Source organism: Cedecea sp. VD22, assembly GCF_037150195.1.
Classification (GTDB): Bacteria; Pseudomonadota; Gammaproteobacteria; order Enterobacterales; family Enterobacteriaceae; genus Cedecea.
In genome coordinates this window covers 91868-118257 of the sequence record NZ_JBBCPX010000001.1, presented here as the reverse complement: position 1 = coordinate 118257, position 26390 = coordinate 91868, and the positions used below count along the sequence as shown (strand labels likewise).

Annotated in this window: 28 protein-coding genes; 17 read left to right on the top strand and 11 right to left on the bottom strand. The window is 55.0% G+C overall.

What is annotated here, in order from left to right; translation table 11 throughout:
- Positions 1-71: 71 nt before the first annotated feature.
- Positions 72-500: an organic hydroperoxide resistance protein gene (locus WFK85_RS00595; RefSeq protein WP_008456632.1), complete on the top strand. Its 429-nt coding sequence runs from the start codon at positions 72-74 to the stop codon at positions 498-500.
- A gap of 30 nt (positions 501-530) precedes the next feature.
- Here the strand turns inward: WFK85_RS00595 and WFK85_RS00590 are convergent, their stop codons facing one another.
- Together WFK85_RS00590 and xthA are read right to left on the bottom strand one after the other, a co-directional pair.
- On the bottom strand, positions 531-1199 hold the full coding sequence (locus WFK85_RS00590) for a VTT domain-containing protein (protein WP_166994000.1): 669 nt from the start codon (positions 1197-1199) through the stop codon (positions 531-533).
- 78 nt (positions 1200-1277) lie between these two features.
- Positions 1278-2084, bottom strand: coding sequence for an exodeoxyribonuclease III (gene xthA / locus WFK85_RS00585; RefSeq protein ID WP_008456628.1), 807 nt, complete (start codon positions 2082-2084; stop codon positions 1278-1280).
- A 443-nt stretch (positions 2085-2527) separates the two neighbouring features.
- Here xthA and WFK85_RS00580 point away from each other — a divergent pair, with 443 nt between their 5' ends.
- From WFK85_RS00580 to hutH, 8 genes are all read left to right on the top strand, one after another.
- Complete coding sequence (locus WFK85_RS00580) at positions 2528-3748, top strand: aspartate aminotransferase family protein (protein WP_166874910.1); 1221 nt, start codon at positions 2528-2530, stop codon at positions 3746-3748.
- Entirely contained in the window at positions 3745-4779 is a 1035-nt protein-coding gene (astA, locus tag WFK85_RS00575) for an arginine N-succinyltransferase (protein ID WP_039302203.1), read from the top strand. Before WFK85_RS00580 ends, astA begins: the two co-directional genes overlap by 4 nt.
- Positions 4776-6254: a succinylglutamate-semialdehyde dehydrogenase gene (gene astD, locus WFK85_RS00570; protein WP_336708037.1), complete on the top strand. Its 1479-nt coding sequence runs from the start codon at positions 4776-4778 to the stop codon at positions 6252-6254. The genes astA and astD overlap by 4 nt, the downstream gene beginning before the upstream one ends.
- A complete protein-coding gene (gene astB / locus WFK85_RS00565; RefSeq protein WP_336708038.1) occupies positions 6251-7582 on the top strand; it encodes an N-succinylarginine dihydrolase in 1332 nt (443 codons plus the stop codon). Before astD ends, astB begins: the two co-directional genes overlap by 4 nt.
- 10 nt (positions 7583-7592) lie before the next feature.
- Positions 7593-8558: a succinylglutamate desuccinylase gene (gene astE, locus WFK85_RS00560; RefSeq protein ID WP_336708040.1), complete on the top strand. Its 966-nt coding sequence runs from the start codon at positions 7593-7595 to the stop codon at positions 8556-8558.
- Between the two features lie 334 nt (positions 8559-8892).
- The gene (spy, locus tag WFK85_RS00555; protein WP_166874898.1) at positions 8893-9378 is read left to right on the top strand and encodes an ATP-independent periplasmic protein-refolding chaperone Spy; all 486 of its coding nucleotides are present in this window, start codon (positions 8893-8895) and stop codon (positions 9376-9378) included.
- Between the two features lie 473 nt (positions 9379-9851).
- Positions 9852-10397, top strand: coding sequence for an environmental stress-induced protein Ves (gene ves, locus WFK85_RS00550; RefSeq protein ID WP_008456615.1), 546 nt, complete (start codon positions 9852-9854; stop codon positions 10395-10397).
- A gap of 263 nt (positions 10398-10660) precedes the next feature.
- Positions 10661-12205: a histidine ammonia-lyase gene (gene hutH / locus WFK85_RS00545; RefSeq protein WP_336708043.1), complete on the top strand. Its 1545-nt coding sequence runs from the start codon at positions 10661-10663 to the stop codon at positions 12203-12205.
- Between the two features lie 29 nt (positions 12206-12234).
- Here hutH and cho read toward each other — a convergent pair whose 3' ends face one another.
- From cho to nadE, 3 genes are all read right to left on the bottom strand, one after another.
- A complete protein-coding gene (cho, locus tag WFK85_RS00540; RefSeq protein WP_336708045.1) occupies positions 12235-13098 on the bottom strand; it encodes an excinuclease Cho in 864 nt (287 codons plus the stop codon).
- 66 nt (positions 13099-13164) lie between these two features.
- Entirely contained in the window at positions 13165-14055 is an 891-nt protein-coding gene (gene yddG / locus WFK85_RS00535; protein ID WP_166994014.1) for an aromatic amino acid DMT transporter YddG, read from the bottom strand.
- Positions 14056-14120: 65 nt separating this feature from the next.
- A complete protein-coding gene (gene nadE, locus WFK85_RS00530) occupies positions 14121-14948 on the bottom strand; it encodes an ammonia-dependent NAD(+) synthetase (RefSeq protein WP_008456608.1) in 828 nt (275 codons plus the stop codon).
- A 267-nt stretch (positions 14949-15215) separates the two neighbouring features.
- On the opposite strand from nadE, the gene osmE reads away from it, so the two are divergent.
- Positions 15216-15557, top strand: a complete 342-nt coding sequence (gene osmE, locus WFK85_RS00525) for an osmotically-inducible lipoprotein OsmE (RefSeq protein ID WP_166874884.1) — start codon at positions 15216-15218, stop codon at positions 15555-15557.
- Between the two features lie 151 nt (positions 15558-15708).
- The gene (gene cedA, locus WFK85_RS00520; RefSeq protein WP_008456606.1) at positions 15709-15945 is read left to right on the top strand and encodes a cell division activator CedA; all 237 of its coding nucleotides are present in this window, start codon (positions 15709-15711) and stop codon (positions 15943-15945) included.
- A 45-nt stretch (positions 15946-15990) separates the two neighbouring features.
- Here cedA and WFK85_RS00515 read toward each other — a convergent pair whose 3' ends face one another.
- From WFK85_RS00515 to hxpB, 3 genes are all read right to left on the bottom strand, one after another.
- Positions 15991-17382, bottom strand: coding sequence for an L-cystine transporter (locus WFK85_RS00515; protein ID WP_336708046.1), 1392 nt, complete (start codon positions 17380-17382; stop codon positions 15991-15993).
- A 132-nt stretch (positions 17383-17514) separates the two neighbouring features.
- Positions 17515-18105, bottom strand: coding sequence for a metal-dependent hydrolase (locus WFK85_RS00510; RefSeq protein WP_166994018.1), 591 nt, complete (start codon positions 18103-18105; stop codon positions 17515-17517).
- Positions 18106-18226: 121 nt separating this feature from the next.
- The gene (gene hxpB, locus WFK85_RS00505; protein ID WP_008456600.1) at positions 18227-18895 is read right to left on the bottom strand and encodes a hexitol phosphatase HxpB; all 669 of its coding nucleotides are present in this window, start codon (positions 18893-18895) and stop codon (positions 18227-18229) included.
- 168 nt (positions 18896-19063) lie between these two features.
- Between hxpB and WFK85_RS00500 the strand changes: the two genes are divergently transcribed.
- Positions 19064-19600 (top strand): YniB family protein, encoded by a 537-nt coding sequence (locus tag WFK85_RS00500; RefSeq protein WP_166874878.1) that lies wholly within the window; start codon positions 19064-19066, stop codon positions 19598-19600.
- Between the two features lie 36 nt (positions 19601-19636).
- On the opposite strand, the gene WFK85_RS00495 is transcribed toward WFK85_RS00500, so the two are convergent.
- The 3 genes from WFK85_RS00495 to pfkB all read right to left on the bottom strand — a co-directional run bounded on the left by WFK85_RS00495 (position 19637) and on the right by pfkB (position 21906).
- The gene (locus WFK85_RS00495; RefSeq protein ID WP_166994020.1) at positions 19637-20497 is read right to left on the bottom strand and encodes a fructosamine kinase family protein; all 861 of its coding nucleotides are present in this window, start codon (positions 20495-20497) and stop codon (positions 19637-19639) included.
- 98 nt (positions 20498-20595) lie between these two features.
- A complete protein-coding gene (gene ghoS, locus WFK85_RS00490) occupies positions 20596-20877 on the bottom strand; it encodes a type V toxin-antitoxin system endoribonuclease antitoxin GhoS (RefSeq protein WP_008456593.1) in 282 nt (93 codons plus the stop codon).
- A 99-nt stretch (positions 20878-20976) separates the two neighbouring features.
- The gene (gene pfkB, locus WFK85_RS00485) at positions 20977-21906 is read right to left on the bottom strand and encodes a 6-phosphofructokinase II (protein WP_336708050.1); all 930 of its coding nucleotides are present in this window, start codon (positions 21904-21906) and stop codon (positions 20977-20979) included.
- A 291-nt stretch (positions 21907-22197) separates the two neighbouring features.
- On the opposite strand from pfkB, the gene WFK85_RS00480 reads away from it, so the two are divergent.
- The 5 genes from WFK85_RS00480 (at position 22198) to rpmI (ending at position 26356) form a co-directional block, all read left to right on the top strand.
- Positions 22198-22956, top strand: a complete 759-nt coding sequence (locus tag WFK85_RS00480; protein ID WP_008456590.1) for a DUF481 domain-containing protein — start codon at positions 22198-22200, stop codon at positions 22954-22956.
- Positions 22957-23080: 124 nt separating this feature from the next.
- The gene (locus WFK85_RS00475; RefSeq protein ID WP_008456587.1) at positions 23081-23335 is read left to right on the top strand and encodes a hypothetical protein; all 255 of its coding nucleotides are present in this window, start codon (positions 23081-23083) and stop codon (positions 23333-23335) included.
- Positions 23336-23592: 257 nt separating this feature from the next.
- Complete coding sequence (gene thrS / locus WFK85_RS00470; RefSeq protein WP_008456585.1) at positions 23593-25521, top strand: threonine--tRNA ligase; 1929 nt, start codon at positions 23593-23595, stop codon at positions 25519-25521.
- A gap of 3 nt (positions 25522-25524) precedes the next feature.
- A complete protein-coding gene (gene infC / locus WFK85_RS00465) occupies positions 25525-26067 on the top strand; it encodes a translation initiation factor IF-3 (protein WP_071530481.1) in 543 nt (180 codons plus the stop codon).
- A gap of 91 nt (positions 26068-26158) precedes the next feature.
- Positions 26159-26356 carry a 50S ribosomal protein L35 gene (gene rpmI / locus WFK85_RS00460; protein WP_006118955.1) on the top strand — a complete coding sequence of 66 codons (198 nt, stop codon included), beginning with the start codon at positions 26159-26161 and terminating at the stop codon, positions 26354-26356.
- The last annotated feature ends 34 nt before the right edge of the window (positions 26357-26390 follow it).

The window sequence follows — 26390 nt, the reverse complement described above, 5'->3', positions numbered from 1 at the left end:
CGGAGAACATATGGCAGATACATAGCGGTAGTTAAATGGCGGCTCTTCTTACCCACGATTGAGGAATCACGATGTCCAGCAAACTCGAGAAAGTGCTTTATACCGCCCATACCACTACCGTTGGCGCTCGCAGCGGGCACGGGCGTTCGGACGACGGCAGCCTGGACGTGCAGCTCAGCACGCCGGGGTCCGGCAAGCCGGGGACGAATCCCGAACAGCTTTTTGCCGTCGGTTATTCCGCCTGCTTTATGGGGGCGATTGGGCTGGCGGGGAAAAAATTGGCTATCCGCATTCCGGAGGAAACCGCCGTGGACGCCAGTGTTTCGCTGGGAAAAGTCGATAACGACAGCCAGTTTGCGCTGGCGGTGACGCTTCACGTCAGGCTACCTGGGCTGAGCGAGGCCCAGCGGGAAACTTTGCTCGCGACCGCCCACGCCACTTGCCCGTACTCGCGTGCGATTAGCGGCAATGTTGACGTGACGCTGCTTTCACAAGGGTAACGACAAAACGCCTTCGATAGCCGGGGGCGTTTAACTTTTTAAGCGGGTTCTTTTTATCAGCCAGTGAGACAGGAGCGGCAGCAGGCCAATCAGCGCCAATAACAGCAGCATGGTGGGGGAAATAATGTCCCGCAGGCTTTCTACCTGGCTAAGCTGGCGGCCGGTGCTGATGTACAGCACGATAGACGGCAGCAGGCCAAGCAGCGTGACTATCGCGAAGCGAACGGCGGAAATCGGCGTCAGCCCCATCAGCAGGTTGATGATGGAAAAGGGCAGAACCGGCACCAGGCGAAGGGCAAACAGGCAGTGTGTAATATTGTGCTTAATGCCCTCGTTGATCTTTGCCATGGTGGTGGCAAAGCGCCGCTGTACCCAGTCATGCAAGAAATAACGGCTCAGCAACATCGCCACGGTTGCGCCGCTGGCTGCCGCCGTAGCAACCAGTACGGTGCCTTCGACCAGCCCAAACAGCGCGCCGCCCATCAGGGTCATAATGCGCGTGCCGGGGATGGAAAGGGCGGAAATCAGGAAATAACCAAGGAAGAAGGCGCTCATCACCAGCGCCGGGCGTTCGGCGTGCCAGAGACTAAGCTGAGCGTGATATTTCTGCAGCGTCGCCAGGCTAAGGGTGCCCGGCGGCAGCAGGATTAACAGCGAGATGACCAGCGTGGCCAGCAGCAAAAACAGGATTTTACGCATTCTGTTCGCGCCTCGTCAGGGGGAAAAACGGCATCTCGCTATCCTTGTCTGAAGATGTGTCTACCTTCAGTATTTCCCTTACCGCTTAAACTGCGCCCAAACAGGGGCGTGGTCGGACGGTTTTTCCATGCCGCGAATGTCGTAGTCGATCCCGGTTGCCACGCAGTGCGGCGCCAGCCCCTGGCTTGCCAATAGCAGATCTATACGCAGGCCACGGTTATCGTCGAAGCCTTTTGAACGGTAGTCAAACCAAGAGAATTTGTCCTGTGCTTCCGGGTTAGCGTGGCGGTAAGTATCCACCAGGCCCCAGCCGAGCAGGCGAGCCATCCACTCACGCTCTTCCGGCAGGAACGAGCATTTCCCGGTGCGCAACCAGCGCTTGCGGCTATCTTCACCGATCCCGATGTCGAGATCCGTCGGGCTGATATTCATATCCCCCATGATCAGCACCGGATTTTCCGGGCGCAGTTCACCCTGCAGGAAGTCCTGCAGATCCTGGTAAAACTTAGTCTTGGCCGGGAATTTGGTTTCATGATCGCGGCTTTCGCCCTGCGGGAAGTAGCCGTTGATCACCGTCAGGTTGCCAAATTCAGACGGGATTTCCGCCATGATAATGCGCCGCTGGGCGTCTTCGTCGTCGGTCGGGAAGCCTTTTCGCACCGAAATCGGCTTCTCTTTGGTCAGCAGCGCCACGCCGTAATGACCTTTCTGGCCATGATAAAACACGTGATAGCCGAGTTTCTCAACGTCTTCCAGCGGGAACATATCGTCGTGCACTTTGGTTTCCTGCAGACCAATAACGTCCGGCTGATGCTGTTCCACGATGGCTTCAAGCTGATGAGGACGGGCGCGCAGGCCGTTGATATTAAAAGAGACAAATTTCATAGTCGCTGCCAGGTTGTCAGGTTAATTGTTGCAGGATGGTAGCAGAAAACGGCGCAGGTTGCTGCGCTGAAGCTAATCGTTGCCATAGGCGCGTCTGGCGGACAAAAATAAAGCAACATTTGCACCAAAATTGATCTCGATGCGCAAAAATGGGGCGAAAACGGCAGGCAAATCCCGAAGGCGATCACAATTCCAGCATTATATTTTACCACTGCATAATATTTCTTGTTTTCGTGTCGAAAATCAGGCGGCACGTTAAAACTATGCACTTTTTATTCATTTTATATGAATAGTGAGTGTTTTTAAGTTATTGATTTTTCGTTTACCCCTCCGGTTTATGCATTTTTATCGCTGGCTGGCACGATGCCTGCAATCTACATTTACAGCGCAAACACTCAATTATTTAACATTTAATAAACTTTTTGTTTACCGTGAGGGTCACTATGTCGCAGTCAATTACACGCCAACATTTCGACGAATGGATGATGCCGGTTTATGCCCCTGCGCCTTTTATTCCGGTTCGTGGCGAGGGTTCCACCCTGTGGGATCAGCAGGGAAAAGACTACATCGACTTTGCCGGTGGCATCGCGGTTAACGCCCTGGGACATGCTCACCCTGAAATGCGCAAAGCGCTGGAGGAGCAGGCGGCAAAATTCTGGCACACCGGCAATGGCTACACCAATGAGCCGGTATTGAAGCTGGCGAAGCAGCTCATCGACGCTACCTTTGCGGAGAAAGTGTTCTTCTGTAACTCAGGGGCCGAGGCCAACGAGGCGGCGCTGAAGCTGGCGCGTAAGTATGCCCATGATAATTTTGGCGCACAGAAAAGCGGCATCGTAGCGTTCAAGAACGCGTTCCATGGCCGCACGCTGTTTACCGTCACGGCCGGTGGTCAGCCCGCTTATTCTCAGGACTTTGCGCCGCTGCCGCCGCAGATTAACCACGCGGTATTTAACGATTTACAGTCTGCCCGTGAGCTGATTAACGACGAAACCTGTGCGGTGATCGTCGAGCCTATGCAGGGTGAAGGCGGGGTCGTTCCAGCGACGCCAGAGTTCCTTCAGGGGCTGCGCGAACTTTGCGACAAACACAACGCCGTACTGATTTTTGACGAAGTACAAACCGGCGTGGGCCGCACCGGCTCGCTGTATGCCTATATGCATTATGGCGTGACGCCGGACGTACTCTCGACGGCCAAAGCGCTGGGCGGCGGCTTCCCGATCGGCGCGCTGCTGACCACCGATCGCTTTGCCAAAGTGATGGTGGTGGGCACCCATGGCACCACCTACGGCGGCAACCCGCTGGCCTCTGCTGTGGCCGGACGCGTGCTGGAAATCATTAATACGCCGGAGGTGCTCAACGGCGTGAAACAGCGCCATGACTGGTTTGTTGAGCGCCTGAACCACATTAACCAGAAGCACCAGCTGTTCAGCGAAGTACGCGGCTTAGGGCTGCTGATCGGCTGTGCCCTGCGCCCTGAACATGCCGGTAAAGCGAAACTTATTCTGCAGGCTGCCGCGCAGGAAGGCCTGATGATGCTGATCGCCGGGGCTAACGTGCTGCGTTTTGCCCCTGCGCTCATCGTCAGCGAAGCAGAAGTTCAGCTGGGCCTGGATCGCTTCGAGCGTGCCTGCGAACGCTTCCTCGCGGGAGTTTCATCATGATGGTAATCCGCCCGATTGAACGAGGCGATCTGCCGGGGTTGCTTAAGCTTGCCGGGAAAACCGGCGGCGGGCTGACCTCGCTCCCCGCCGACGAAAAAACGCTGGCCGACCGAATCGAACGCTCGCTGCAGACCTGGCAGGGCGGGCTGCCGAAGGGCGATCAGGGCTATGTTTTTGTGCTGGAAGATACCAGCAGCGGCCAGATGGTGGGGATTTGCGCCATTGAGGTGGCCGTGGGCCTTAACGACCCCTGGTACAACTACCGGGTCGGGACGCTGGTTCATGCCTCCAAAGAGTTGAATATCTATAACGCACTGCCGACGCTTTTTCTCACCCACGACCACACCGGAGCGAGCGAGCTTTGCACGCTGTTCCTCGACCCGGCCTGGCGTAAAGAGGGCAACGGGTATCTGTTATCCAAGTCTCGTTTTCTGTTTATGGCCGCCTTCCGCGAACGCTTCAACGACAAAGTGGTTGCCGAGATGCGCGGGGTAATCGATGAACACGGGCATTCACCGTTCTGGGAAAGCCTTGGGAATCGCTTCTTCTCTATGGAGTTCGCTCGCGCCGACTACTTGTGTGGCACCGGGCAGAAAGCTTTTATTGCCGAGCTGATGCCAAAACACCCGATTTATACCGACTTCCTTTCCAAAGAGGCGCAGGCGGTTATCGGCCAGGTGCATCCGCAAACGGCGCCAGCGCGCACCGTGCTTGAAGCCGAAGGATTCCGCTATCGTAACTATGTCGATATCTTCGACGGTGGTCCTACTCTGGAGTGCGATATCGACCGCGTGCGGGCGATCCGCAAGAGCCGCCTGCAAACCGTCGCTGTCGGCCAGCCTGCTACCGACGAACTGCCCGTTTGCCTGGTCGCCAACGAAAATTACCACCAGTTCCGCGTGATGTTGATCAAAGCCGATCCCAAAGGAGAGAAACTGGTTATTGATGCCGCCACCGCCGATGCGCTGAAGTGCGCCAGCGGCGACACCGTGCGCGTGGTGCGCCTGTGCCCTGAGGAGAAAAAAGTATGACTAACTGGATCAACGGACAATGGGTGCCGGGCCGCGGCGAAGCGCTGTTAAAACATAACCCTGTCAGCGGCTCGCTGCTGTGGGAAGGGCTGGTGGCGGATAAAACGCAGGTAGAAGAAGCCTGCCGTGCGGCTCGTGCGTCGTTTCCCGCCTGGGCGAAACGCCCGTTTGCAGAACGCCAGGAGATTGTGGAGCGTTTTGCCGGCCTGCTTGAGACGAATAAAACTGCACTCGCTGAAACAATTGCGCAGGAAACCGGCAAACCTCGCTGGGAAGCGGCCACCGAAGTGACCGCGATGGTTAATAAAATTGCCATTTCCATCAAGTCTTACCACACCAGAACGGGCGAAACGCACACCGCGATGCCGGACGGGGCGGCGACTTTACGCCATCGCCCTCACGGCGTGCTGGCAGTCTTTGGCCCTTACAATTTCCCTGGACATTTGCCCAACGGCCATATCGTGCCGGGACTGCTGGCCGGCAACACCCTGGTGTTTAAGCCGAGCGAGCTAACGCCGCGTATCGGTGAACAGGTGATGAAGTTGTGGGAGGAGGCCGGTATTCCGGCTGGCGTGCTGAACCTGGTGCAGGGGGGACGCGAAACCGGCGAGGCGCTGTCTAATCAGTCGGAACTTGATGGGCTCCTGTTTACCGGCAGTGCGGGCACCGGCTACCACCTTCACCGGCAGTTTGCCGGGCAACCGGAGAAGATCCTTGCCCTGGAAATGGGCGGGAACAACCCGCTGATCGTCGAAGACCCGCAGGATATCGACGGCGCCGTTCACGTGGCTATCCAGTCGGCGTTTATCACCGCCGGGCAGCGCTGCACCTGCGCCCGCCGTCTGCTGGTGAAACAGGGTGAGCAGGGGGATACATTTATTCGTCGCCTGGTTGAAGTCTCTGCCCGTTTGCAGCCGGGGGAATGGGACGCTATGCCACAACCGTTTATTGGCGGATTGATTTCGGTGCAGGCGGCTGAAAGGGTGCTGACCGCGTTTCAGGCTCACGTAGCCCGCGGCGGTAAACCGCTGCTTGAACCAAAAATGATTCGTCCAGGCACCTCTTTACTGACGCCTGGCATCGTGGAGCTTAGCGGCGTGGCCGACGTGCCGGATGAAGAAGTGTTTGGCCCGCTGCTGGCGATTTACCGCTATGACAGCTTTGACGACGCGATTCGGATGGCGAACGACACACGCTACGGCCTGGCGAGCGGGCTGATTTCACCGTCCCGCGAACAGTTTGACCAGCTTTTACTGGAAGCCAGAGCCGGGATCGTGAACTGGAATAAACCGCTGACCGGGGCCGCCAGCACTGCGCCATTCGGCGGCGTGGGCGCTTCAGGTAACCACCGCGCCAGCGCCTGGTATGCTGCGGATTACTGCGCCTGGCCTATGGCCTCGTTGGAAAGTACAAGCTTCGCGTTGCCACCAACCCTGAGTCCAGGGCTAGATTTTAGCCGCGAGGAGCAGCCATGAAGAAAGCACGTGAGGCCAACTTCGACGGACTGGTGGGGCTGACCCACCATTACGCCGGGCTGTCGTTCGGCAATGAAGCCTCGACGAAGCACCAGTTTCGCGTGTCTAACCCGAAGCTGGCGGCGAAGCAGGGGCTACTGAAAATGAAAGCGCTGGCAGACGCGGGTTATCCGCAGGGCGTGATTGCCCCGCAGGAGCGTCCGAATATTGGCGTGCTGCGTCAGATAGGCTTTAGCGGCAGCGACGAGCAGGTTGTTGAGCGTGCAGCTCGGCAAGCTCCGCAGCTGCTGTCCGCCGCCAGTTCGGCCTCTTCGATGTGGGTGGCCAACGCGGCGACGGTATCACCGTCAGCCGATACGCTGGACGGTAAAGTGCATCTCACCGTCGCCAACCTGAACAATAAGTTCCACCGTGCCAGCGAAGCACCGACGACGGAAAGCGTGCTGCGGGCGATGTTCCGGGATACCGGGTGTTTTGCCGTGCACGGCGCGCTGCCGCAGGTGGCGATGTTTGGTGACGAAGGTGCCGCCAACCATAACCGTTTAGGCGGCGAGTATGGCGAGCCGGGCGTGCAGCTGTTTGTTTATGGTCGCGAAGACTCGAAAAGCGGGCAGGCACCGGCCCGCTATCCTGCTCGTCAGACGCTGGAGGCCAGCCAGGCCGTGGCACGTTTGAATCAGGTACGTTCTGAGCAGGTTATCTTCGCTCAGCAAAACCCGGCGGTGATCGACCAGGGCGTTTTTCACAACGACGTTATTGCAGTTTCTAACCGCGAGGTGCTGTTCTGCCACCAGCATGCGTTTGTGGATCAGCCGGGGCTTTATCAGCGCCTGCGCGAAAAATTCCCGGGCTTTACGGCCCTGGAAGTCCCGGACGATTTGGTTTCGGTGGCGGATGCGGTTTCGACCTATCTGTTTAACAGCCAGCTGTTGAGTCGCGCCGACGGCGGCATGACGCTCGTGCTGCCGGAAGAGTCTCGCCAGCATCCAGGCGTCTGGCGCTACCTTAATCAACTGCTGGAGGCGGATAACCCTGTCCGTGAGCTGCAGGTGTTTGATCTGCGGGAAAGCATGGCTAACGGCGGTGGCCCGGCCTGTTTACGCCTGAGAGTGGTACTGACGGACGAGGAGCTTAAAGCCGTTAATCCGGCGGTGATGATGAACGACACGCTGTTTATGACGCTCAATGGCTGGGTTGATCGCTGGTATCGCGACCGTTTAACCCAGGCTGATTTAGCCGACCCGCAGCTGTTGCGCGAGGGGCGTGAAGCGCTGGATGAACTGACGCACATTCTGGATTTAGGTTCCGTGTACCCGTTCCAGCAATAGGGGAGAAATAATGATTGATTTTCTGGCGCAGACGCTGGCCGGCAAGGCGCCTGAACAAACTTCCGGGGAGAATGCTTATCTCAGCTGGCGTTGGTGGGATGAAGGTATTCTGACGTTGACGCCGCGTGAGGCGGCAGGGAAAGCGCTGGTCATATCGGCCGGGATTCACGGCAACGAAACCGCCCCGGTGGAGATCCTTGGCCAGTTGACCAACGGCTTGATCGCGGGGCAGCTTCCGCTGCAGTGGCGCACGATGATTATTCTGGGTAACCCAGCGGCGCTGCGCGCGGATAAGCGTTATACCCATAGCGACATGAACCGTATGTTTGGCGGGCGCTGGCAGCAGTTTCCTGAAAGCGTAGAAACCCAACGTGCGGCCAGGCTTGAACATGCCCTCGAGCAATTCTGGTCGCGAAGTGAAGAGCAAACCCGCTGGCATCTGGATATGCATACCGCTATTCGTGGCTCTTATCACCCCCGGTTTGGCGTGCTTCCTGCGAGGCCGCTGCCTTATAGCGAGAGCTTTTTAACCTGGCTGGGCTGCGCCGGGCTGCAGGCGCTGGTGTTTCATCAAAAGCCCGGTGGCACCTTTAGTCATTTCAGCAGCGAGCATTTTGGGGCGCTGAGCTGCACGCTCGAGCTGGGAAAAGCCAGGCCGTTTGGGCAGAACGATCTTGGTCAGTTCGCGATAACTAAAGAAGCAATCTCAGCGTTGTTAAGCGGGGCAGAGCCGCCGGTCATGGAGATAGAACCGCAGCGTTACCGTGTCGCTCAGCAAATCACCCGACAGTCGGAGAAATTTGTGCTGCACATGTCCGGCCAAACGCAGAACTTTACCGAGTTTTCGAAGGGCACCCTGCTGGCTGAAGATGGTGAGAAGCGTTATGTCGTTGCCGGCGAAAAAGAGTACGTTTTATTCCCCAACCCGGATGTGGCGCTGGGGCTGAGAGCGGGCCTGATGCTGGAGGAAATTTAAACTTTAAGCAGCTCTGAATAATTGAGCTGCTTAATCATTTCGTATTGTTAATTTATTTGCGGATAATTCCTGGGTACAGGGTTTATTCGTTAGGTTGATTGCTGTACACTTTCCATATTGTCTTTATAATCAGTTATTTGTTATATTTAGTTGCACTATTCCTCGCCTTAATCCTTATTTTCTTCATAATTGATGCATTCTTGTTTTATACCCTTTCAATGATTTACGGATGCCACCGTCTCCTTGACGATAAGACTCGTAAACTCATTCTCGTCAACACGGCATCGTCGTTTTAAGCGAGCCGTCAATTTAATGAAAAGAGAAGGTTAAAAATATGCGTAAATTAACTGCACTGTTCGTCGCTTCTACCCTGGCTCTGGGTGCCGCTAACCTGGCGCATGCTGCAGACGCCACCCCGGCTGCGGCCCCACAAACCGATGCTCCGATGATGCACCATAAAATGATGCGCGGCCCGATGCACGACATGATGTTTAAAGACCTGAACCTGACCGATGCGCAGAAACAGCAAATTAAAGACATTATGAAAGAACAGCGCGGCAAGATGCAGCGCCCATCCGTTGACGAACGCCGCGCCATGCACGACGTGATTGCCAGCGACAGCTTCGACCAGGCTAAAGCCCAGGCGCAGATTGATAAAATGGCCGAGCAGAACAAAGCGCGCATGCTGGCGCATCTGCAAACCCAGAACAAAATCTACAACATTCTGACCCCGGATCAGAAAAAACAGTTTAATGCGAATTTTGAGAAGCGTCTGACAGAACGCCCTGCGCATGAAGGTAAAATGCCAGCTGCTCAGTAAGTCTGAGCGACTAAATTAAGACCGCCGGTCCTGTTCACAATAGCGAGGTACGCTGTGAACAGGATCGGCGGTTTTCTCGTTTAATCATGCCACTCCACTCTTTCCCCTTCGCTCGACTCAAATAATACCGCCCGGCAATAATCACGCCGACGGGATAAGCCATTTTAAACACTCAATTTCAGCAGCTTACATTCAAAATTGCAGTTCACTCCGCAGATTTTACCGACCGGTATTGAGGGCGATAAATTTACTTTGCTTCCCGATAAAAAAGCCGCTAAATCATTGTCACAAAAATAGAACCAGGGCTACAGCAACCGGCCACGGCTGCCGATAACACTGGCGTCAGGCACAGATCTGACGAACAAAACAGAGAACTGATGAGCAGGCCGCCGGGGGAGCTCTTCCTTTGGGGTCGCTCAATTTAAAGAGCAAATGCCAGGGCACACGGATGCCGTGCGTCCTCAGGAGTGGTGATGGAATTCTTTGATATACGAAAGGTGCCGGTTAACCTCTGGCGCAACGGCGCCGGGGAAACGCGAGAAATATGCTGTTTTCCACCCGCGACGCGAGATTTCAACTGGCGTGCCAGTATCGCCTCTTTGGCCCACAACGGCGAGTTTCCGGTCTTTCCGCAGGTTGACCGGGTAATGACTCTGCTGGAGGGGAGCGAGGTCGTTCTCGACGGCGGAAAGGCGTTCAGGCATACGCTCAAGCGCCATCAGCCTTTTACTTTTGCCGGTGAGCAGCCCGTAAAAGCCGAGCTGACTCGCGGCATGTCGATGGACTTTAACGTGATGACTCGCCGGGACCGATGCCGGGCCCAGGTGCGGGTGGCGGACAGAACCTTTACCACTTTTGGTACCCGAGGCGGCGTTGTTTATGTCCTGAGCGGGGAATGGCAGCTGGAAGATAAGCTGCTTTCACCGGACCAGGGCGCCTGGTGGCAGGAGGGCAGCCACACGCTGCGGCTGTTAAAAAACGAAGGGCAACTGCTGTTCAGCGAAATTACCTATTTGTAGACCGAATGCCCGGAAAACTGGCCGGGCAATGCTCTTTCTTCCTGATGAATATCCTCAGAAACTGCTGTGCAACTGCGGTTTTGTTCTTCATTTCCCCTGCCTGTAAACGCCCGGCAGCATCCCGTGCTGGAAAAATTTCACAAGCGCGATCCGGCTCACCGATCGATAAAAAAGTCCTATGACCCGCTGGCGGATTATTTGGTTTATTAGTTAAGTTGTATATACAAATATAGACAAAAACCCGATGCAAACAGGATGCTGACATGTCAACGCAAAAGAAGCTATGCAGTCTCACTCCAGGTTCCGTTTCACTGGCCACTCTGCGCGAGATCTACCATGGAAACGTGCTGCTCAGGCTTGACCCCGGGGCGGTTGCCGCCGTTGAGCGTGCGCTCGGCACGGTAGAAGCGATTGTTGCCCACGGCGACGTGGTTTACGGTATTAACACCGGTTTTGGCAAGCTGGCACAAACCACCATCGCCACCGATCATCTGGCTGAACTTCAGCGTAATCTGGTGCTTTCTCACAGCGTGGGGCTGGGCGAAGCGCTGCCGGATGATGTTGTCCGACTGGTGATGGCCAGTAAAATTATCAGCCTGTCACGCGGGCATTCCGGCGTTCGTCTGCTGGTGATTGATAGCCTGATTGCGCTGTTTAACTCGGGCGTAATGCCGGTGATCCCGGAGAAAGGCTCGGTGGGGGCATCCGGTGACCTGGCCCCGCTGGCGCATCTGTCGCTGATGTTGCTCGGGGAAGGGAATGTCAGGGTGAACGGCGAACAGATCCCTGCCGGTGAAGGTTTGAAGCTGGCAGGCGTAAAGCCGCTGGTACTGGGGCCAAAAGAGGGCCTGGCGCTGCTTAACGGGACCCAGGTTTCGACGGCGCTTGCGCTGCGAGGGTTGTTTGAGGGCGAGAAGGTGTTTGCTGCCGGGCTGGTGGCGGGGGCCTTGTCGCTGGAGGCTATCAAAGGCTCCGTGAAACCATTCGACGCGCGTATCCACCAGGCTCGCGGCCAGGCGGGACAAATTGATGTGGCTGCGGCGGTCACTGCACTGCTTGCCGACAGTAAAATCGTTGATTCTCACGTCCACTGTGGCCGCGTGCAGGATCCTTATTCCATTCGCTGCGTGCCGCAGGTTATGGGCGCGTGTCTAGATAACCTGCGCCATGCGGCGAGTGTTCTGCAGATTGAGGCCAACGCCGCCTCGGACAACCCGCTGGTGTTCAGCGACACCGGAGAAGTGATTTCCGGCGGCAACTTCCACGCAGAGCCCGTTGCCTTTGCCGCCGATATTATCGCGTTAGCGGTGGCGGAAATTGGCGCAATTTCGGAACGTCGCCTGGCGCTGCTGCTGGATACCGGGCTGTCCGGCCTGCCGCCGTTCCTCGTGAAAGAGGGCGGGATTAACTCCGGCTTTATGATTGCGCAGGTCACCGCTGCGGCACTGGCCTCGGAGAATAAATCGCTCGCTCATCCGGGTAGCGTCGACAGTCTGCCAACGTCTGCGAATCAGGAAGACCATGTTTCGATGGCGACCTATGCGGCTCGCCGTCTGGGATCTATGTGCTTTAACACTGCGGCAGTGGTTGGGATTGAGGCTATGGCGGCCGCTCAGGGCATCGAGTTTCACCGGCCGTTGCGCAGCTCACCCCTGCTTGAAAACGTCTTCGGGGATATTCGCGAACGCGTGGCATTTCTGGAAAAGGACCGCCTGCTGGCACCGGATATCGAGCAAATGCGTCTCTGGGGCTGCAGCGACGGCTGGCCGGAAGCTATCACCAAACTTCTGCCTTCGTCGGCGGCTTAGCACTTTTAGACTCCTCTCTTGGGGGGAGTCTACTCCAGTTCTATCACCTCATATTCCCCGCTCAGCATCAGCTTGCAAAGGATCTTGTAGCCGTCGTTATCAAAGCCCTCCGGCGGCTGGCGGCGGGTTGTTACGTCATTTAACTGCTGCACGGACCCAAGATAAAACCAGTGATCGATCAGGTGATACTCGGTCATCTCCGGGCTGCGTTCCACGATGGCGACGGCGTTTTTCCATGGCCAGCAAATCAGGCGAACCTGTTCGAGAGCCTGAACCAGGCGGGCATGATGCCCGGCCTGAGTCTCTTTCCCGCAACAGGCTCCGGCGCAGCGTTTGAGCGCTGAGCGAAAACAGGCCCGGCCCTTACTCAGTGATTCCAGGCCCAGCAGGCCGTAACAGAGGTGATGCTCATCGGCCAGCCCTTGCAGCGTTTGCAGCGCGGCCCGGCGGTTAGCATACAACCCATACAGGCCCGGCTGGCGGGAGAAATCGACATCTTTGGCATATACAACCTGCGGTGTGTCCCCCTGAAGAGACAGGGAACAAAGCTGGCGGTTACGACGCAGGCGTTTGTTGAACAAAGGCTGTTGCTCTTTGATCATTTGCGCTTCGAGCAGTAGCGCTCCGAGTTCGCCGGCAGTGCGGATAAAGGTAATACGGCGAGACTGCCTCAAGAGTGCGGCTTCATCAGGCGTACGAAAATGGGACATCACGCGCGTGCGGATATTGACACTTTTGCCGATATACAACGGCATAACGTCGCCTTCACCGTGAAAAACATAGACGCCGGGTTTTTTGGGCAGGTCATCAAGCCATGGCCTGAGATGCTCCGGATATTCATAGACCGCCGCGGCTTCAAACTCTAACCGCGACGTATTTGCACGCCTGACCACATCGGACTCCTGGATACTGTTTATTTCACCAGTATAGCAGTCGTGAAGGTGAAGAGGGAATCGCCCTTAACCATAGTGCCGCGTGGCAAGCCAGCAAAGCAGAGAGCCGCCTACAACCATCAGTACACCTTGCCAAAAAGCAAAGCCGGGATGCAGACCCAGCCACAGCGTGGCGAGCAGGGCCGATAATACCGGCGTGAAGTAGGAAGCCGTGGCAAGCAGCGTCATGTTTCCCCGCTGGATACCAACATTCCAGGCTGAATAGGCGACGGCGGTAGAAATCCCCATAAATAACAGCTGCGCCGTACCGGATAGCGTGAAATGCATTGTTGGATGTGCCACAAAGGCGAACTTAATCCACAGCACCAGCGCGGTGGCGCAGAAAAACAGGCTGACGCCGCTTTTACCTTCGCTCCAGCGGCGAGTCAGGTTGCAGTAGAGCGCCCAGATGATGGCGGCGGCAAAAGCCAGGCCGTAGGCCAGTGGGTTATCGAGAATGTTGTGCCACATCACGAGAGGCGACCAGTCGCCGTCTCCTTTCATTACCTGCACAATCCCCGCCAGGGAAAGCGCGAGCCCAGGCCACAGCCATAAATTGCTGCGCTGGCCGTTAATAAACAGGGCGAAAAAGACGGTCAGGCAGGGCCAGAGATAATTGATCATCCCCAGTTCCAGGGACTGAGCGCGGGTGTGCGCCAGGCCAATTGAAAGCGCCAGGCTTATTTCATAGCCCACAAAGAGCAGCCCGCCAACCCAGAGATAACGGGGTGGGAGTTCGCGTATTTTGGGCAAACCTCGGACGAGGCAAAGACACAGCGCGCTGACGGTGTAGAGCAGGGCCGCGCCGCCGACTGCGCCAAAGTGCTCGCTGATGCTGCGCAACAGGCCAACGGAGGTACTCCAGAGCAGGATTGCGATAAGGCCGATAAGCGTGGCGCGTTGCGAAGAGGTGTCCATGTCCATCCTGTAAAAAAGGCGGCACTACGCCGCCCTGAAAAATGCTAATGCAAAGTTGTTTCTGACTATTTTTTCCAGAAATCATCAAACACGGTAATCGGCGGACGGCGTTTGTGTTCCGTTTTCAGATACCAGCCTTCGATGATTTTTGCGGTTTCAGCCGGTACGGTTTTGCCTTCCAGATAATCGTCAATTTGCACGTAGGTTACGCCGAGGGCCGCTTCATCCGGCAGAGAAGGGCGATCGTCTTCGAGATCGGCTGTCGGGGCCTTCAGGTACAAATGTTCCGGGCAGCCGAGCGTTTTCAGCAGCAGTTTGCCCTGGCGTTTGTTGAGGCGGAAAAGAGGATTAATGTCGGTGCCGCCGTCGCCATACTTGGTGAAGAATCCGGTTACGGCTTCCGCGGCATGGTCCGTCCCCACGACGACGCCTTTGGTCATCCCGGCGATGCTGTACTGCGCTTTCATGCGCTCGCGGGCTTTTTCATTGCCACGCACAAAATCGCTCAGCTCGATTCCCGCTTCGCGCAGAGCCTGCTCGCTGGCAAGCACGGCGCCCTTGATGTTCACCGTTAACACGCGATCCGGCTGGATAAACGCAATGGCATCCTGGCAATCCTGCTCGTCGGCCTGTACGCCAAACGGCAAGCGCACGGCGATAAACTGATAGCTGTCGTCGCCGCTTTCTTCACGCAGTTCGCTGATAGCTAGCTGGCAGAGTTTGCCCGCCAGAGTGGAGTCCTGGCCGCCGCTTATCCCCAGCACCAGAGATTTAATAAACGGGTAGGTTTTAAGGTACGTTTTCAGAAAATCAACGCTGACGCGGATCTCTTCGCTGGCGTCGATCTGTGGCTTGACGCCCAGTGCCTGAATAATTTCTTGTTGCAGAGCCATTTAACCCCTCCAATAAGCTGTACCCGCAACGCGCAGGCCGCAAAATTTAACTGCCCTAAAACTTACCCTGTTGCGCTGAAAACGACAAGGCTCAAAGACTTGCCCTGCCCGCAGGCGGCGAGTTTTTCTGCAAACCAGACAGGATCCTTATGAATACTCTTATTGTCCGAATTTTCACGCATTAAGGGTAACGAGTTGAAAAATGTTCTTTTATATTCCAGGCTTATCTAACACGCAGGATCAATACATTCATTGATGAGGATAATTATGAATAATAAATTTGCAGGATTTTTAGGCGCGGCAGCGGTAATGACTATGCTGGCAGGGTGTACCGCTTACGATCGCACCAAAGATCTGGTGACTGAGCCGGTAGTGAAAGATGTGAAAAAAGGCATGACCCGTGCCCAGGTACAGCAGATTGCGGGTAAACCGTCTTCCGAAATCACCATGATCCACGCCAAAGGGACCTGCCAGACCTATATTCTGGGCCAGCGTAACGGTAAAGCTGAAACCTATTTTGTCGCGCTGGATAACACCGGTCGCGTGATGAATTCAGGCTACCAGACCTGCGCTGAATATGACACCGATCCGCAGGCACCTAAAGCCTAAGCTAGCACGCCGTAAAGGACCCGGCTGCAGTCTCTGCACCGGGCTTTTTTTTGCCTTACGGGCGGAGACAGAGAAGAGGGGGCGACGAGGAAGGGTGAGATCCGCTATCATGGTGAGGTTGTTCACTAATTCAGTTCCAATCCCGTTGCCTATGAAACCACTGCGCCAACCGAATACACGCCCAATCATTACCTACACGCCCCGCGTGGAGCCAGCTCCGCCTTCTCATGCGTGGCGAGTAGACGGGTTTAAAGATGTCTATCTGCTGCGCGGGCAGTATGTAGCGTTTGTTTTACTGGGTGATGCCTTCCGCCAGTCGCCGCCGTTTACTTTGCCCGAGTCGGCACAGCGCTGGGCGAAACAGGTTCGGCAGGAAAACGAAGTATAAAAAAAGGCCGCTAGTGATAGCGGCCTTTTTGTTTTTCAGTTCAGATTAACGGTGGGCTAATTCCACTTCATCGTCGCTGTTCAGAATCTCTTTGTCGGTCTGCTTCATCAACTGGCTGGTAATGGTCCCGGCGGTCATCGATCCGCTAACGTTCAGGGCGGTACGGCCCATATCAATCAGCGGTTCAACGGAAATCAGCAGCGCGACCAGCGTGACCGGCAGCCCCATCGCGGGCAGCACAATCAGCGCGGCGAAGGTTGCACCACCGCCCACGCCGGCTACGCCTGCGGAGCTAACGGTCACAATCCCTACCAGCGTCGCAATCCAGACAGGATCCATCGGGTTAATCCCTACGGTCGGAGCCACCATCACGGCAAGCATCGCCGGGTAGAGACCTGCACAGCCGTTCTGGCCGATGGTTGCACCGAAGGAGGCAGAGAAGCTGGCGATAGATTCTGGCACGCCAAGACGGCGGGTTTGTGCTTCCACGTTCAGCGGGATACTCGCCGCGCTGGAGCGGCTGGTGAACGCGAAGGTCAGCACCGGCCAGACTTTGCGGAAGTATTTCACCGGGCTAACGCCGTTGAAAGCCAGCAGAACGGCGTGAACGCCAAACATAATTGCCAGGCCAAGGTAAGACGCCACCACGAAGCTGCCCAGCTTGATGATGTCCTGCAGGTTTGAGCCCGCCACTACTTTGGTCATCAGCGCCAGCACGCCGTATGGCGTCAGCTGCATGACCAGGCGAACCAGCTTCATGACCCAGCTTTGCAGGGTGTCGATAGCCACCAGTACGCGCTCACCTTTCGGGGCATCATCTTTCAGCAGCTTCAGCGCTGCGACGCCCAGGAAGGCGGCAAAAATCACCACGCTGATGATAGACGTCGGGTTGGCACCGGTCAGGTCAGCAAACGGGTTTTTCGGCACGAAGGAGAGAATCAGCTGCGGGACGGTCAGGTCAGCCACTTTACCAATGTAGTTGGATTGAATCGCCGCCAGACGAGCGTTTTCTGCATTGCCCTGCACCAGGCCTTCAGCGGTCAGGCCAAACAGATTGGTGACCAGCACCCCGACCAGCGCGGCAATCAGCGTGGTAAACAGCAGTGTACCGATAGACAGAACGCTGATTTTCCCCAGCGAAGATGCATTATGCAGTTTGGCGACGGCACTCAGAATTGAGGCGAAGACCAGCGGCATAACAATCATCTGCAGCAGCTGCACATAGCCGTTACCGACAACATTAAACCACTGAATGGAATCTTTCAGCACCGCGCTGTCGGAACCATAAATGGTGTGCAGCGCCAGGCCAAAGATCACGCCCAGTACCAGACCTGCCAGCACTTTTTTGGCAAGGCTCCATTGCTTGTGGCGAGTTTGCGCCAGCAGCAATAGCAATACAACGAACACCACAATGTTCGCTACCAGTGGAAAATTCATCCCCGTATCTCCTGATTTATTGTCACGCGGCCGCGCAGGGGCGACCGTTATGTTGCAAAGCGTAACAGATGGCAGGGCGTTGGCTTATATTCAAAAGGAATTGATTATTACCAAATGAATGATATTGGCTGTTTAACGCTCAGACTGGTGAGTTATAAAGCTATCAAAGGTGGTTTGCAGCGAATTTATCATCTGCGAAGACCAGCGTACTGCACCGTTTTCGGGCAGGCCCTGGGGCATCCAAACCGCAAAACCAAACAGCGCCATGCACAGGGCGCGCTCAAGCTGATTGCCTTTTTGTGGGCGAACGATGGGGAAACGGAAACGCCAGCGGCACGGCCACAATAGCGGCACCCCGGCAGGCGTTAGCATGTCGGCAAGGATATGGCTGAGGTAACCCAGCACCATACCCTGCAGCGCATCGGCCGGAATGACCCAGCTTTCCGGTACCTTGAGGTAAAACAGTGCCAGCCCGGCGAACACCACAAACAGGCTATGGGTAAACCCCCGGTGGCCGCACATTCGCGCCACCGGTTTTGAGATCCAGCTTAGCCGCTGGCCCAGAAAGGATTTTGGGTGGTCAATATCCGGCAACAGGCAGGTCAGAATCGCGGACGGCACAATATGCCACCAGTCACCCTGGGCGAGGACGGGCGTCAGTTCGGCGTTTTTGGCAAAAACTGCGCAGGCAATAGAAAAGAGCAGGTGGCCTTCCGCCGTCATGATACAACCTGAATGAAGAAACTGTCGATTCATCCAGTATAGGGTTTTTGTACAGTATTCGGAAGAGGTGACGGTGTAACATTTTGTCAGGAAGATGGGCGGCCTGAGCCGCCCGACAGGTTTAGCCTTTCAGGCTTGTTTCCGTTAGCTGAACCAGAGAAGGAAGTTTGACGTCCGCCAGGCACCAGCGTGGGTCCGCAAAGTTCTCCTCGGCAGGCACCACAATGGAGCGCATCCGCGCTGCTTTGGTGGCAATCATACCGTTGACGGAGTCTTCGAGCGTCACGCAGGAGAGCGGATCGATCCCCAGCTTCGCGGCTGCATCGAGATACACTTGTGGATGCGGCTTGCTGTAAGGCAGATGTTCAGCGGAGGCAATAGCGTCGAAGTCCTGGCGCAGGTCGAACATTTCAAGCACCTTTTCCAGCATGTGCAGCGGAGACGCAGAGGCCAGGCCAACCTTCAGGCCCAGCGTTTTGCAAAGCTTCACCGCTTCAATAACGCCAGGCAGCAGCGGGCGCTGTTCCTCAACCAACGCAATAGCACGTTCGATAACGCGCGCGGTCACTTCCTCACGGGATGGTCCGGTCCACGGCTGGCGTGAATACCAAAGTTCAACCACCAGGTCGATGCGTAATCCCAGCGTGTCGGGCAGTTCGTGACGACGCGTAATATCGACGCCGATGCTCTCCAGCACGTCCAGCTCCGCACGATCCCAAAGCGGTTCGGAATCTATCAGCAGCCCATCCATATCAAAAATTGCTGCGAGGATTTGGCGCGTTTCGGCCATAAAATGACTCCTTTCTGTTCGTCAAAATAAAATGTTTGTGTATCTTTAGCCGGAAACAAAGCTCGAAGCTACCGCTTTTGCGAATTTAGCCCGCAAAGCTCAGGCGAAATAGCGCCACACAGGGTAGACTTTGAGCGTATAACGTTACGTCCTAATAAAGGGGAGTACATGACGTATCAACAAGCTGGACGCATTGCGATTTTAAAGCGCGTGGCGGGCTGGATTATTTTTATCCCGGCGCTTCTGTCGACGGTAATTTCCATCCTGAAATTTATGTATCAGCACAGCGAAAAACAGCCGGGCATTGACGCCGTAATGATGGATTTCGCCCACGTGATGATTGAGATGATGCGGTTCAATACGCCGTTCCTGAATCTCTTCTGGTACAACTCGCCGCTGCCGGATTTTAACGGCCAGGTGAACGTCTTCTTCTGGCTAATATTTGCGCTGATTTTTATCGGTCTGGCGCTGCAGGACTCCGGGGCCCGCATGAGCCGTCAGGCAAAATTCCTGCGCGAGGGCGTGCAGGATCAGCTGATTCTTGAACAGGCCAAAGGGCCGGAGGGACTCAGCAAAGCGCAGCTCGATGCAAAAGTGGTTGTGCCACATCACACGATCTTACTGCAGATTTTTCCGCTTTATGTCCTGCCGGTGATTGTCATCGTGGTGGGCTATTTCTTCTTCAAGCTGCTCGGCTTTTTATAAAATAACGGGCCACGCCGTTCAGGCGCGGCCTGCTTTTTACGCCGCTAATACTTTCTCCAGCGCTTTTTGCGCCGTCACCAGGTGCTGCCCGCCGAACAGAATCGCCCGGTTAAGCAGGGTATAAAGTTGGTAAATGGGTTGGCGGTCGAGGAAGCCCGCCGGAAGAGGAGAGACGGACTGATAGCCGTCGTAAATTTGCGGCGGCTGGTCGTTGTGCAGCGGCAGCATGGCCAGGTCGCATTCCCGGTCACCCCAATAGCAGGCGGGGTCGTAAATAAAGGGCCCGTCAGGCCCGAGGGCGCAGTTGCCCGACCAGAGATCGCCGTGCAACAGGGAAGGCTGAGGCTGATGCGAGGCCAGCGCCTGCTGGACAAAATCAACGATCAAATCAATATCGCCATAGTCGATGCCTTTTTCCGCCGCCATTTCCAACTGCCAGCCAATGCGCTGCTCGGCAAAGAAGGTCGACCAGCGTCGCTGCCAGGCGTTGGGCTGCGGGGTGGTGGAGAGATCGTTGTCGAAGTCCAGACCGAACTGCGGCTGGTCGCTCCATTGATGAAGCCGGGCCAACTGCTGACCGAGGAGAAACGCGTTATGGGCATCGAGGGGTTTAGAAGGCAGATACTCCAGCAGCAAGAAGCTGTAATCTCTGTCGCTGCCGAGCGCCCAGGCCTTGGGTACTCTGACGGTTTTACTGCGCGACAGGAGCTCTAGCTGATCGGCTTCTGCCGTGAAGATGGGCAGCATTTCGCGTTCGTCACACTTGACGAAAATCTCGTGGCCCGCATAACGAATATGCCATGCCGCGTGAATTTCGCCGCCGGGTAGCTCAGTGCGCTGTTCAATCTCTGCTTCGCCTAACTGCTCGCTTAACAAATGACGGATGGCTTGCCACATGACTTTTCTCCCCAGGTTGGCTGGTAGACACTGCAATCAATAGCTTATCGCCGTTTGCCGGGCAAAAACACGCGCTGACGCACAACCCCGGCCAGTACTTACTTTTGTTTCTGCCAGGCTTCCCAGCGGGTAACGACGACGTCAGGCTCCGTGCCAAGCGCTACGCTTCCCAGCCCTCTGGCCAACGCTGCAACTTCTTGTTCATCAAGCGGACTGATTAGCCCGAAGCTGCCCGGGCCAAGTTCGTGAATTTTGCCTTGATCATCGGTGAGCGTGAGGGTAAAACCGCCGCGCGTGAGCTGGTTGTTCAGCTCGTTGATGTCGGCCAGGCTTTGCTCTTCAAATTGCACCGTTATCAGATAGCGTTCAACTTCGCTCATAGTCACCCCGTTGTTATCCTGAAGGTTTTAGCATAGTTCATGCTGCCGGAATGGCGATATTCTCGCCCGGCGGCAGCCCGTTTATTCTGCAACGAAACGTTAGCCTCGTAGCCAGGCGTAGATCTTCTGCGTATTTTCCTGCGAGCAGAGGCGGGTGCCTTTGTTCAGCGTAGCGGCACTGCCGGCAGCCACGCCATAGCGAACGATATCCAGCAGAGGCGCGTTTTCCGCAAGCTTGATCGTCATGGCGCCAACCATGCTGTCTCCGGCGCCGACGGTGCTTTGGCTTTTGACCGGCGGTGGCACAACGTGCACACACTCTTGTGTATCAACCGCCAGGGCTCCCTGGGCTCCCAGAGAAACCACGACGCGTTTTGCCTGGCCGCTGTCGACAAGGTGCTGCGCGGCGGCTCGCACATCGTCCGGCTGCGTAAGTTCGCGCTGGACTAAGGCGCTCAGCTCTTTTTGGTTTGGCTTCACCAGTTCGATGTTGCCTAACGCGAGTGTGGCTTTCAGTGCCTCTCCTGAGCTGTCCACGATGCAGCGTATGCCTTTCTCCTGAGCCATTTTTACCAGGCGGCAGAGCTTTTTGAGATCAACGCCCGGCGGCAGGCTCCCGCTGATCGCCAGAATATCGCCGGAATGAAGGGCAAGGGCTTTTTGTTCCAGGTGCAGGAATTCATCCTCCGTCAGGGCGGCTCCAGGCATAACGAATCGATATTGTTCGCCGGTAGATTCGGTATGTACGTGCAGGTTCTGGCGAGTCCAGTCTTTCGCTTCCACGGTGTCCACGGTGACATGCTCTTCAAGCAGCAGATCGCGAAGGTGCTGGCCAGTCGCGCCGCCAACCGGAAATATCGCCGTGGCGTGTCCCCCCAAATGGACAATGGCACGGGCAACGTTTATACCGCCGCCGCCGGGTTCAAAGATGGGCGAGGTGCAGCGAAGTTTCCCTTCAGGATAGATTTGCGCCGTGACGGTGGCGCTGTCGAGGGAAGGGGCGAGGGTGAGTGTAAAAATAGCGGTCATGTCTCCTCCTTTTTTAGCCATTGTCCTAAAGCGTAGCACCGAAGCGGGAAGTGAAATGTTAATTAAAATCATGATTTATCGAATGATTATCCAAAAACCATAACCTTCGTATCCTTATGAAAATAAAGATATTTTAAGAGCTCTCTTATACAAAAAATGAAACAAGAATCCATTGCTATGTTATTGCGGAGTTTTTATAATTTGTAACCTTTCCGGGGCGGCTTCGATTTGATCCCGAGGAAAGATTCCGGAACCTTAATGGTTTCTTTTTTGTGTTGTACGGATTAATAAATGAAGCTTTTAAAGACAGTGCCGGTTGCGCTTTTACTCACCGGTGGAGCGTTCTTTAGCCATTTCGCAGTGGCAGATGACTCAGTATTTACTGTCATGGATGACCCGACTACCGCGAAGAAACCCTTCGAAGGTAATCTGAATGCAGGCTATCTTGCGCAGGCAGGCAATACCAAAAGTTCTAACTTGACTGCTAACACCAATATGACCTGGTACAATACGGCTACCGCCTGGTCAATTTGGGGTACCGCCAGCAACACCTCTTCCAACGATGTGCGCTCTTCCGAGAAATACTCAGCGGGTGGGCGTGGTCGTTACAACATGACTGACTATGACTATCTGTTTGGTCAGGCCAGCTGGTTGACTGACCGATACAACGGCTACCATGCGCGCGATGTCTTCACTGCGGGTTATGGTCGCCAGTTGCTGAACGGTCCAGTTCACAGTCTGCGTGTGGAATTCGGTCCAGGTGTGCGTTATGACGAATTTACCGATGGTAAAAACGAGACTCAGGCGCTGGGCTATGCGTCTGCGACTTATAACTGGCAGCTGACCGACAACGCTAAGTTTATTCAGGGCGTGTCCGTGCTGGGCAGTGACGACACCACGGTGAACTCCGAAACGGCGCTGGATGTGGCTATCAGTGAGCACTTTGGCCTGAAAGTAGGCTATAACGTGACCTGGAACTCCGATCCGCCGTCTACTGCACCAAACCATACCGACAGACGTACGCAAATTACGCTCGGGTATAAAATGTAAGATTAAGAAGCCGGACAATATCCGGCTTTGTTTTTTCCTCGTGCGCCCACTCTTCGTTTTTTCCTATCCTTTTGAGAACCAAAACCACCTGGCAAAACGCATCGCGCCCTGAGAATAATCGTGCATGACTATCTATCGCGTACGAGTGGGGTTTCATAACCCTTCAGCCCTGACCTTCAGGCAGCTTGATGAAATTCTGGAGCCGCAGCGATTCTGGCGCACTGAGTCCGGCGGTGGGACTTTTCGCTATTTTATGGAATACGAATATGAGTCGGAACTGAGAGACCTTTGTGCGGTGTGCGACCTGGCTTACTCCCAGGCTTGTAAGGTAAAAAAATGCCCGCTGGTGCTGGTGGAAGAGAAAGACAAAGCGGCATAACGCGCCTTGAAAAGGGTGGGCGACGGCCCTATTTATCAAGCTCGTTCACGGCAACAAGGGATGTATTCCCCTTTCTGTTAGTGTTACCATCTGCGATTCAGGTGAGATGGCAGTGATGCCATTTTCATTTGTACACCAGACTGCGTACCAATTCGGCGATTGTTGGTCAAATGGTTACGCAACGAGTTGTTCTAAATCCAATTTCTCTACTGTATGTGATCTTTCGTGCGGGTCACCACTGCAGATAAGGACTTAACATGCCTGTTATTACTCTTCCTGATGGCAGCCAACGCCATTACGACAAACCCGTTAGCCCAATGGACGTTGCGCTGGACATCGGTCCAGGTCTTGCCAAAGCGTGTATCGCTGGCCGCGTAGACGGTGAACTGGTTGATGCTTCCGATATTATCGAAAACGACGCGAAGCTCGCCATTATCACCGCTAAAGACGAAGCGGGTCTGGAAATTCTTCGCCACTCTTGTGCTCACCTGCTCGGTCATGCCATCAAGCAGCTGTGGCCGCACACTAAAATGGCGATCGGCCCGGTTATCGACAACGGTTTCTACTACGACGTTGATCTGGACCACACCCTGACGCAGGAAGATCTTGAGCTGCTCGAGAAGCGTATGCACGAGCTGGCCGAGAAAGATTACGACGTTATCAAGAAAAAGGTGAGCTGGCAGGAAGCACGTGAGACTTTCGTCAACCGCGGCGAAAACTACAAAGTTGCCATTCTTGATGAAAATATCAGCCATGATGACAAACCAGGTTTGTATCATCATGAAGAATACGTGGATATGTGCCGCGGGCCACATGTGCCAAACATGCGTTTCTGCCATCACTTCAAGCTGCAGAAAACCTCCGGCGCATACTGGCGCGGTGACAGCAACAACAAGATGCTGCAGCGTATCTACGGCACCGCCTGGGCGGACAAAAAGCAGCTGAACGCTTATCTGCAGCGTCTGGAAGAAGCGTCCAAGCGCGATCACCGCAAAATCGGCAAGCAGCTTGACCTGTACCATATGCAGGAAGAAGCGCCGGGTATGGTGTTCTGGCATAACGACGGCTGGACGATTTTCCGCGAGCTGGAAGTGTTCGTCCGTTCCAAGCTGAAAGAGTACCAGTACCAGGAAGTGAAAGGTCCGTTCATGATGGACCGCGTTCTGTGGGAAAAAACGGGCCACTGGGACAACTACAAAGACGCGATGTTCACCACCTCTTCCGAGAACCGTGAATACTGCATCAAACCGATGAACTGCCCGGGCCACGTGCAGATCTTCAACCAGGGCCTGAAGTCCTACCGCGACCTGCCGCTGCGTATGGCGGAATTTGGTAGCTGCCACCGCAATGAGCCTTCGGGCGCGCTGCATGGCCTGATGCGTGTTCGCGGCTTTACTCAGGACGACGCCCACATCTTCTGTACTGAAGAGCAGGTTCGCGATGAAGTAAACAGCTGTATCCGCATGGTCTACGACATGTACAGCACCTTCGGTTTCGAGAAAATCGTGGTGAAACTGTCTACCCGTCCGGAAAAACGCATCGGCAGTGACGAAATGTGGGATCGCGCGGAAGCGGATCTGGCTGTTGCATTGCAGGAAAACAATATCCCGTTTGACTATCAGCCGGGTGAAGGTGCATTCTACGGCCCGAAAATTGAGTTCACGCTGTATGACTGCCTGGATCGTGCCTGGCAGTGCGGTACCGTTCAGCTTGACTTCTCCCTGCCAACCCGCTTGAACGCCTCCTATATTGGCGAAAATAACGAGCGTTTGGTGCCGGTAATGATTCACCGCGCCATTTTAGGTTCAATGGAACGCTTTATCGGTATTCTGACCGAAGAGTTTGCTGGTTTCTTCCCAACCTGGCTTGCTCCGGTGCAGGCGGTGGTGATGAATATCACCGACGGCCAGGCAGAATACGTTAACGAATTGACTCGTAAACTCCAAAATGCGGGCATTCGCGTAAAAGCAGACTTGAGAAATGAGAAGATAGGCTTTAAAATCCGTGAACACACGTTACGTCGTGTCCCTTATATGCTGGTTTGTGGCGATAAAGAGGTCGAAGCAGGCAAAGTTGCCGTTCGTACCCGCCGCGGCAAAGACCTGGGGAGCATGGATGTCAACGAATTGATTGAAAAGCTGCAGCAAGAAATTCGCAGCCGCAATCTTCATCAACTGGAGGAATAAAGTATTAAAGGCGGAAAAAGAGTTCAACCGGCGCGTCCTAATCGCATTAACAGAGAGATTCGTGCCACTGAGGTTCGTCTGACCGGTATTGATGGCGAGCAGATTGGTATTGTCAGTCTGAATGAAGCTTTAGAAAAAGCCGAAGAGGCTGGGGTTGATTTAGTAGAAATCAGTCCAAACGCCGAGCCGCCTGTTTGCCGCATCATGGACTACGGCAAGTTCCTCTACGAGAAAAGCAAATCTTCTAAGGAACAGAAGAAGAAGCAAAAAGTTATTCAGGTTAAGGAAATTAAATTCCGACCTGGTACCGATGATGGCGACTATCAGGTAAAACTCCGCAGCCTGGTTCGCTTTCTGGAAGACGGAGACAAAGCCAAAATCACCCTGCGTTTCCGTGGACGTGAAATGGCACACCAACAGATTGGTATGGAAGTGCTTAACCGCGTCCGTGACGATTTGAGTGAACTGGCAGTGGTCGAATCCTTCCCAACGAAGATCGAAGGCCGCCAGATGATCATGGTGCTTGCTCCGAAGAAGAAACAGTAAGGCCATCAAGTAACAGACCGCGGGGCTTAGGCCTCGCGGGTTTTGTTCGCCTACTGGTTCGTTTTATTAACAATGCGAAGTGGAAATTGAAATGCCAAAGATCAAAACAGTACGCGGCGCCGCTAAGCGCTTCAAAAAGACTGCTTCTGGCGGTTTTAAGCGTAAGCACGCTAACCTGCGTCACATTCTGACTAAAAAGTCTACCAAACGTAAACGTCATCTGCGTCCGAAAGGCATGGTCTCCAAAGGGGATCTGGGCCTGGTTGTCGCTTGCCTGCCGTACGCATAAGTAAACTTTTTTTAATTAATTCAGAATAGAAACA

Coding starts and splice junctions, on each gene's coding strand:
- WFK85_RS00510 (WP_166994018.1), bottom strand. CDS start 18,105: ATGACGGCGGAAGGCCACCTGCTCTTTTCTATTGCCTGCGCAGTTTTT.
- spy (WP_166874898.1), top strand. CDS start 8,893: ATGCGTAAATTAACTGCACTGTTCGTCGCTTCTACCCTGGCTCTGGGT.
- astA (WP_039302203.1), top strand. CDS start 3,745: ATGATGGTAATCCGCCCGATTGAACGAGGCGATCTGCCGGGGTTGCTT.
- cedA (WP_008456606.1), top strand. CDS start 15,709: ATGAAACCACTGCGCCAACCGAATACACGCCCAATCATTACCTACACG.
- ghoS (WP_008456593.1), bottom strand. CDS start 20,877: ATGAGCGAAGTTGAACGCTATCTGATAACGGTGCAATTTGAAGAGCAA.
- thrS (WP_008456585.1), top strand. CDS start 23,593: ATGCCTGTTATTACTCTTCCTGATGGCAGCCAACGCCATTACGACAAA.
- hutH (WP_336708043.1), top strand. CDS start 10,661: ATGTCAACGCAAAAGAAGCTATGCAGTCTCACTCCAGGTTCCGTTTCA.
- yddG (WP_166994014.1), bottom strand. CDS start 14,055: ATGGACACCTCTTCGCAACGCGCCACGCTTATCGGCCTTATCGCAATC.
- pfkB (WP_336708050.1), bottom strand. CDS start 21,906: ATGACCGCTATTTTTACACTCACCCTCGCCCCTTCCCTCGACAGCGCC.
- WFK85_RS00595 (WP_008456632.1), top strand. CDS start 72: ATGTCCAGCAAACTCGAGAAAGTGCTTTATACCGCCCATACCACTACC.
- WFK85_RS00590 (WP_166994000.1), bottom strand. CDS start 1,199: ATGCGTAAAATCCTGTTTTTGCTGCTGGCCACGCTGGTCATCTCGCTG.
- astD (WP_336708037.1), top strand. CDS start 4,776: ATGACTAACTGGATCAACGGACAATGGGTGCCGGGCCGCGGCGAAGCG.
- WFK85_RS00480 (WP_008456590.1), top strand. CDS start 22,198: ATGAAGCTTTTAAAGACAGTGCCGGTTGCGCTTTTACTCACCGGTGGA.
- WFK85_RS00500 (WP_166874878.1), top strand. CDS start 19,064: ATGACGTATCAACAAGCTGGACGCATTGCGATTTTAAAGCGCGTGGCG.
- WFK85_RS00495 (WP_166994020.1), bottom strand. CDS start 20,497: ATGTGGCAAGCCATCCGTCATTTGTTAAGCGAGCAGTTAGGCGAAGCA.
- xthA (WP_008456628.1), bottom strand. CDS start 2,084: ATGAAATTTGTCTCTTTTAATATCAACGGCCTGCGCGCCCGTCCTCAT.
- astB (WP_336708038.1), top strand. CDS start 6,251: ATGAAGAAAGCACGTGAGGCCAACTTCGACGGACTGGTGGGGCTGACC.
- nadE (WP_008456608.1), bottom strand. CDS start 14,948: ATGGCTCTGCAACAAGAAATTATTCAGGCACTGGGCGTCAAGCCACAG.
- WFK85_RS00475 (WP_008456587.1), top strand. CDS start 23,081: ATGACTATCTATCGCGTACGAGTGGGGTTTCATAACCCTTCAGCCCTG.
- WFK85_RS00515 (WP_336708046.1), bottom strand. CDS start 17,382: ATGAATTTTCCACTGGTAGCGAACATTGTGGTGTTCGTTGTATTGCTA.
- hxpB (WP_008456600.1), bottom strand. CDS start 18,895: ATGGCCGAAACGCGCCAAATCCTCGCAGCAATTTTTGATATGGATGGG.
- rpmI (WP_006118955.1), top strand. CDS start 26,159: ATGCCAAAGATCAAAACAGTACGCGGCGCCGCTAAGCGCTTCAAAAAG.
- ves (WP_008456615.1), top strand. CDS start 9,852: ATGGAATTCTTTGATATACGAAAGGTGCCGGTTAACCTCTGGCGCAAC.
- WFK85_RS00580 (WP_166874910.1), top strand. CDS start 2,528: ATGTCGCAGTCAATTACACGCCAACATTTCGACGAATGGATGATGCCG.
- osmE (WP_166874884.1), top strand. CDS start 15,216: ATGAATAATAAATTTGCAGGATTTTTAGGCGCGGCAGCGGTAATGACT.
- astE (WP_336708040.1), top strand. CDS start 7,593: ATGATTGATTTTCTGGCGCAGACGCTGGCCGGCAAGGCGCCTGAACAA.